We start from the raw sequence: 6,708 nt of genomic DNA on the forward strand, positions 1-6,708 counted from the left end.
GGGCCGTTAAAAGCTCTGAGAAGTTTAACCTTCCAACAAAGCAAAAAAGACTTTACAGCAAAGCTAGGGAGTATGAATGTGGCTAACTTTGTTAAAGTCTGGCATCAGGATATTTCTTGATTAAACCATTCATTAGCAATATTATACGACAAATATCAACCCTATGGAAAAACAGGACAAATGGACAATAGCGAACATCACTCCGCAAATGGGAAAGCATGCCGTTGTTACCGGGGCTTCCGGTGGGCTCGGTTTTGAAATATCTCTTCAATTGGTAAAGGCAGGTGCTGAAGTTGTCCTGGCAGCCCGGGATCAGTTCAAAGGCGAAGAAGCAATTAAACGTATTTTACAGGAAGTTCCAGGGGCTAAACTTCATTTTGAAAAACTTGACCTCGCAAGTTTGTCTTCCGTGAGGGATTTTACAGACAGGTTAATTGAACATGGAAAACAAATCAGCATTCTGATCAATAATGCCGGCGTTAGTTATGCGGAAAGACAAGTTACCAGCGACGGATTCGAAGCGGACTTTGGAATAAATCACTTGGGGCACTTTGCATTAACAGGCCGTTTGCTGCCTTTACTCAAAGCCGGGGCGCGTGTAGTGGTGGTGACCAGTGGGGCTAATAGAAGAGGGAAGATTAATTTTGATGACCTTCAAAGTGAAAAGAAATTTACTTCAATAACTGCTTATGCTCAGTCTAAACTGGCCAATTTGATGTTCGCCATTGAATTGCAACGGAGGAGTGAGGAATATGGCTATGGGCTGCAGGTAATTGCTGCGCATCCGGGCTATGCCCGGACAGAACTGGTCAAAAACAGTTCCGAAAAAACAGCACTTGTTGCACGTCTGGCAATAACCGTTCTTGGTTGGTTGGGCCAGTCTGCGGCAGAAGGCGCATGGCCGGAGTTGTTCGCGGCAACCTCAACTAAAGCTTTGGCAGGGGGGTATTATGGCCCGGGCGGTTTTGGTCATTTGAGTGGCCCTGTAACAGAGGCAAAAATTCCAGAGAATGCACAGGATACACAGGTCTCACATAAGTTATGGCAGGTATCAGAAGAGTTGACCAAGGTAAAATGGCCAATACATTTTATTTAAAAGCATCTTTTGAATGATCGCGGATACGGAAATGGGTAAAGCCTTGATATATTAGCAATCAGAATAAGAAAACTATCAAAGCTTAGCTAAAAAAATCGCTGCGTAACCTTCTTTTTGAAAGATACTTCTTAGCTTTAAATATGGAACTTCCTCTTTTACTGCACTTCGATGGTTTAAAGCATAACAAAAATTGGGCGAACGAAGACTTCGTACCCGAGCACATATTTGGCTATCAGATCTTTGGATCGACTATAATTGACGATGGAAAAAAGGTATACGAAATTAATGAAGGGGCATATTTTTTCAGTAATCGCAACAGCCTGGCCAAAGGAACAAAAAAGTTTTCCCCAACAGAAGGGTATAGTTCAATTTGCATTTGTCTGAGTCAAAAGTTTTTGAAAACGTTTAACTTGACCCGTTTACCGGCAGATGGGCAGGTTCCGGGCAAAGACATGGTCATTATTTTTCCTGAAACGCCATTGTTAACCAACTATTTTCAGTCACTCACACCTTACATTAACAGATCGGAAGAAGATTTTAAAGATTTGGTTGATGCAAAGCTAACGGAAGCGACTCTCATTCTGTTAAAACTCCATCCTGAAATGCGCACAAGGCTTTTCGATTTTGGAAATCCCGGCAAGATTGATTTGAAATCTTACATGGAATCAAACTTTAGATTTAATCTCAGTGTGGAGCGTTTTTCTTACCTTACCGGAAGGAGTCTTTCGAGCTTTAAAAAAGATTTTGAGGAACAGTTTCATGATACTCCAGGCAAATGGTTGATTAGACGGAGGCTTAAAGAAGCTTACACGCTGATCAAAAGAAACGTAATGAGACCTTCCGAGGTTTATCTCAAAGTTGGCTTTGAGAATTTGTCCCACTTTTCACATGCCTTCAAAAAAGTTTACGGAGTATCACCTTCGGGCATCTCAAAGAAATCGGCATAGCTGTACAAATCGGCGTTCAGGTTAATAGTAATTGTTAAATCAAGCAAACATGAATGTCTATCTGCTTTACCTGATGGAAATGGAATATAGTCTTCAGATAGATAAATCTATCATCATTTTGATTTTGGGATTGTTTAACAAAAAAAGTAGTCCAAAGCTTTTTTCTAACATAACACTAATTTTAAAAGTTAAACAAATTTACATTTATACCATTTTCTAAACAAGTGCATGTCGTAAATATACTGTTTGTCAATTGATTATGGTTTTTTGTTAAGTGATTTTAGCTTTCAAATCACGTAGCGAATCACGCAGTAGAGTTATGCGTTTTTATGTGAGTCTTGGTAGGGTGGAAAAGTGTCAAAAAGCCCTCATATACAATTAGCGGGCTTTTTGACACTTTTGTTAACGTTATCAGCGGAGAGGGAGGGACTTGAACCTATGATATTTTTCTTAGTTTCAGTTAAGTAAAAACTACTTTAAATGCATAAAAAAGGTACTTTCACAAAACTGAACTAAACTGAACTTAACCTATATTGCATAATAATTGCTACCTTATTTGCTACCTATTTTTGTATTCCTTATATTCGTTTAAGTTTTTACAGAATAAGCGACATTATGAGTACCCTACGATTTAACTTGCGGGCAGATAAGCCCGACAAGTCCACTAAATGCCCCCTTGAGTTAATTTATCAGGTATCCGGGCAGAGAAAATACTATCAACTTAAGGACAGTAAATTAAATCTTATAAATTGGGATGCTGAACAGCAAATAGCTGTTTATATTAGTCCTTTAAACGCAAAGAAGATATTGCCGGGGGAATTACACAAAAAATTAAACGAGGTTACCCTTTTGGACAGCGAGGTTGAAACTATTAACAATAATATCTCAAAAGTTAAGGCAACAATTAAGGACATCGAAAAGAGGTTTGAATTGGATAAATTACCTTATTCAGCTTCTATGGTAGTTGATGCGCTTAAAATGGGATCAACTGAAAAGACTAAAAAAGAGGAGCATAAAGACCTACTTTTTGATTTTATGGATAAGTATATAACAGATCATGCTTCAAGCCGTGAGGTGGGCTCTTTAGGTGTTTACCGGGCTGTGAAAAATCATTTACAGGCATATCAAACCGAAACAAGGTATAAAGTGAGATTTGAAACAATTGATTATGCTTTTTTTCAGCGTTTCCAAAATTTTTTAATTGGCCGGGTTAAAACAGATGCAAAAGGCGAAGTAAGCCCCCTATTAAATAATACTACCATTGCAAAGGCTTTAAGTACTTTAAAAACTTTCTTAGGTTATGCCCGCAGAAATGGAATTAAAGTAAATGACAGTTATAAGGATTTTACCATCAAACGTGAAAAATTAGAAGTTATAGCACTTAATGAAACAGAGTTTACCGCTTTATTAGATATGGATTTATCTGCCAACAAGAGGCTGGCACAGGTGAGGGATATATTTTGTTTTTCATGTGCATCTGGGCTAAGAATTAGTGATATGCAACAATTAAAAAGAGAGCATATAAAACGGGATGATATACACCTTGTCGTAAAGAAAACCAAAACAGAACTAACCATTCCGCTAAACAGTATTACTTCAGCAATACTTGATAAATACAAGGAACATCATAAGCCGTTACCATTAATTAGCAGTCAAAAGCTTAATACTTATATCAAGGAGCTTTGTCAAAAGGCTAATATTAATGAGCAAATCGAGATTGTGCGTTTCCGTGGGACAAAACGGGAAACTACAACCTATCCTAAATATGAACTAATTCATTTACATACTGGCCGGAAAACATTTTGTACCCTTTCACTTGAAAAAGGTATGAGCGCAGAACAGGTTATGAGTATAAGCGGCCATACTGATTATAAAAGTTTTAAGCGTTATGTTGATGTTACCGAAAAGCTTAAAAAAGTGGTTATGATTAAGGCATGGGGAGAGATACCAATATTGAAAGTTGTTTAATTAAATTCTATATATAGGAATGGAATTTAAGTCATTTACACAATCAGTATTTGATAGCGAAAAAGTACTTGCGTGGCAGCCTGCTTATCATCTGCCAAATATTTTAGACAAAGTAAAAGCTAATCCAAATTTAAATAATGATGAAATTCAACTGATCACAAATCAGTTATTTGAAGATTATTATAATAATAGATTACTTCCTTTTTTTAATTCAAACGCTTTTAAAGCCGAAAAACTGAAAATTTTAAATATGTTAATTGAAGCCACAAATGAATCAATAGATATATATATAAGTGGTTTAATCAAACGATATTTTCCTGAATTTCAAATTTCTAAAAGCGAGTTAATAGAACAGTTTCAGAATTATGGAAATTTGGCTTTTATTATTAAAACTGTTAGCAGAGGTTTCCTGCTCGCTTTGCAACATTTAAAAGTGGAACTTTGTGATGAGTCAACGAAAAAATCGGAAAAAAACAGTGATAGCTTAGATCATAGACATATTGCTGTCATTTATAAATACAAAGCTGAAGCAAGATATATCCCTAACGAATTTAGACCCTCTAAGATTAAAAAAGAATTTGGAAAAGGACTTGAAAAGGCGATTTATACCATTTGGAATATTAAGGGAAATACTTACAAAGCGCCTACTGCAAAAGAATTAGAAACTATAATACCTCATTTAAAAGATTATCCAAACGCTCAAAAAGCTGCAATAAATGATCTAGATATATTAAGTAAATTATGAACCATTTAGGAAAATATTACTAACGGAGTTAAAATAGGTTTCCAGGATTAGAGTATAAAAAAAAATGAAGCAAAAAAAAGCAAATAAAGTAAACCCAATTTCGGTAATTTATTAGGTGCTGTTGCAAGGGCAGGTAAGCCTGAAAAAGAATGAGCGTTACTTTACAGGTGGCTTCTTTTCTATTGGCTTATGCTTTCTAAAGTTTAGAACAGAATTGACTATTGCAATAACAACAACTCCGCCAAATACAGTACCCTCTACTTTTAAATCTTTGGATATTAAATAAGCAGAAAAAGCCATGCCACCAAGTATTATTATAACTACTACTATTAAAGTTATAATATCAAGGGCAAATGATTTAGTTGTTGAACCCTCGATTAAAGCCATTTTTCTATTGTTGAATGAAATTCTCGCATCCTGCTCTTTAGCAGTCCGCTCCTTTATCCATTCTATAATATTAGGATCTAATTCTTTTAATTTTGCTAATTCATTAGCATCTGGCAGTAAGCTATCATCATAACTCTCACTTTGTTCGTAGGCTACGCCTCGGCCTTGATGTGTTTGTAAATGATTTACTTTTTGATTTCGAGTTTGTTTAGCCATTGCAGAATTCGGAATGATATGAAGATACTGCCTTGTTAATATCCCTTCTTAGATTGGCTCCATCCTGCTTCATATTCCTTTTATCTTCGCTAAGCTTTTTCATTTCTAAATCACGGGTAACTTCTAAATAAAAATCATTAACATCATTTGATGTATAATATTTATGAAGCAGTAAAATCCCGTTTGATTTTATAAAGAATTCTTTGATAGCTTCTAACATCTGAGTGATTTTTTTCTTTAACATAAAGAACCGTTTTTATCGTAAAAACTGTTCTAAGGATACAAGGTTGTAGTATTTAACGATTAAATCTACTAATTAGTTTGTGATAAAACCAAATAGTTTTAAAAGTTTGCAAAGATAAGACATTTGAACTTATAAAAAAAGCGACAAAAAGTTATCTATATTAGTTACCTAAATTAATCACAATGAAAACAATATTATTATGTGTTTTATTATCATTTCAAGCCGTTCTTGCTATTTCTCAAGATTTAGCAAAACAGCAAATTAAAATTGATACTATACAAGGTCACGGCTACGAAATATTATTTGTATCAAACCCCATATCAAGGAAGATTTACGTTAAAACTTCTGCCGGTGTCAAGCAAGATATAAAGCAATTATACAGACCCATTGAATATAAATGGGAAAGTGTATTATCATTACTTGACAGTATAAAATCAGGGTGGGCATTACCAACAACAACACAATTAGAAACGATATATAAATCTTCTCAATCTGATATGGATAAATCAGGCATTAGATTAGGTAGTTTAGACTACGTAGGAGTTTCCGGTTCATATTGGTGTTATAATGGGGTAATGTCGAACGAACCAGTTACAAAGTTAGTTTACATCGGTGGTGTTATAGGAGAATCGTTTCATAAAGGAGAAGGTTTTGATGCAGATCCCAATAAATACGGCAATTTTACAGTGGCTAAGGAAAACTACAAGGTTATTCTAATTAGGAAATATTAAAGATTAGTTGGTGTAAATTTCATATCCTTGCCATTTATTCTACATTCTAGAAAGCCTTAATCGCAGATACGTCTAAAATCGTACCCCCTGTACGTACCCCGTATTTCTCCATATTAATAACTTTTGTATATTCTTTTGTGCTTACTTAAAAATAAGCACATGAATAATGTATTTCTAACATCACTAACAACCCCTGAAGTAAGGCAACTTTTTAGGGAGGAATTAGAAACCTACTTCAAAGATCATATTTCTAATTTTACAACAAGTCCTGTAAACGAACAGCCTATAAATGGATATTCCGCTGAAATTGACCAGAGATTCATAGGTAAAGGGTAAAGTGATTCCGCTGGAAATTGACCAGGCATTCCGGGGCA

General features: G+C 35.3%; 7 protein-coding genes. 5 read left to right on the forward strand and 2 right to left on the reverse strand.

The annotated features are described in order from the left end of the window. The first annotated feature begins 163 nt into the window (after positions 1 to 163). From GSQ74_RS06795 to GSQ74_RS06810, 4 genes are all read left to right on the forward strand, one after another. Positions 164 to 1,096 carry an SDR family oxidoreductase gene (locus GSQ74_RS06795; RefSeq protein ID WP_158991424.1) on the forward strand — a complete coding sequence of 311 codons (933 nt, stop codon included), beginning with the start codon at positions 164 to 166 and terminating at the stop codon, positions 1,094 to 1,096. 140 nt (positions 1,097 to 1,236) lie between these two features. Further along, the gene (locus tag GSQ74_RS06800; RefSeq protein ID WP_158991426.1) at positions 1,237 to 2,043 is read left to right on the forward strand and encodes an AraC family transcriptional regulator; all 807 of its coding nucleotides are present in this window, start codon (positions 1,237 to 1,239) and stop codon (positions 2,041 to 2,043) included. 930 nt (positions 2,044 to 2,973) lie between these two features. Continuing rightward, entirely contained in the window at positions 2,974 to 4,011 is a 1,038-nt protein-coding gene (locus tag GSQ74_RS06805; protein WP_216846684.1) for a site-specific integrase, read from the forward strand. 19 nt (positions 4,012 to 4,030) lie between these two features. Beyond that, positions 4,031 to 4,756, forward strand: a complete 726-nt coding sequence (locus tag GSQ74_RS06810; protein WP_158991428.1) for a hypothetical protein — start codon at positions 4,031 to 4,033, stop codon at positions 4,754 to 4,756. A 156-nt stretch (positions 4,757 to 4,912) separates the two neighbouring features. Here GSQ74_RS06810 and GSQ74_RS06815 read toward each other — a convergent pair whose 3' ends face one another. Beyond that, positions 4,913 to 5,359 carry a hypothetical protein gene (locus tag GSQ74_RS06815; protein ID WP_158991431.1) on the reverse strand — a complete coding sequence of 149 codons (447 nt, stop codon included), beginning with the start codon at positions 5,357 to 5,359 and terminating at the stop codon, positions 4,913 to 4,915. Continuing rightward, positions 5,352 to 5,603, reverse strand: a complete 252-nt coding sequence (locus GSQ74_RS06820) for a hypothetical protein (protein ID WP_158991434.1) — start codon at positions 5,601 to 5,603, stop codon at positions 5,352 to 5,354. Before GSQ74_RS06820 ends, GSQ74_RS06815 begins: the two co-directional genes overlap by 8 nt. A 182-nt stretch (positions 5,604 to 5,785) precedes the next feature. Here GSQ74_RS06820 and GSQ74_RS06825 point away from each other — a divergent pair, with 182 nt between their 5' ends. Next, positions 5,786 to 6,334 (forward strand): hypothetical protein, encoded by a 549-nt coding sequence (locus tag GSQ74_RS06825; protein WP_158991437.1) that lies wholly within the window; start codon positions 5,786 to 5,788, stop codon positions 6,332 to 6,334. The last annotated feature ends 374 nt before the right edge of the window (positions 6,335 to 6,708 follow it).

This window comes from Mucilaginibacter sp. L196, assembly GCF_009765905.1.
In the GTDB taxonomy this organism is placed as follows: domain Bacteria; phylum Bacteroidota; class Bacteroidia; order Sphingobacteriales; family Sphingobacteriaceae; genus Mucilaginibacter.